Consider the following 209-nt stretch of genomic DNA (forward strand, 5'->3'; position numbering starts at 1 on the left):
GCCCGTCTCGAAACCCCCGCAGCCGGCGCGCGACCTCTGGTGCGGGGTGGTTTCGAGGCTCAGGCCTGGCGGCCTTCGCACCTCAACCACCGGAGAACCGCGCCCACCGGTGGTTGAGGAGGGCCGCCAGGCCCGTCTCGAAACCCCCGCAGCCCACGTACGTCGTCGGGTGCGGGGGTCTCGACGACGCTCGCTGGCGCTCGCTGCTC

Origin of the sequence: Nocardioides sp. URHA0020 (assembly GCF_000620705.1) — a bacterium.
Taxonomy (GTDB): domain Bacteria; phylum Actinomycetota; class Actinomycetes; order Propionibacteriales; family Nocardioidaceae; genus Nocardioides.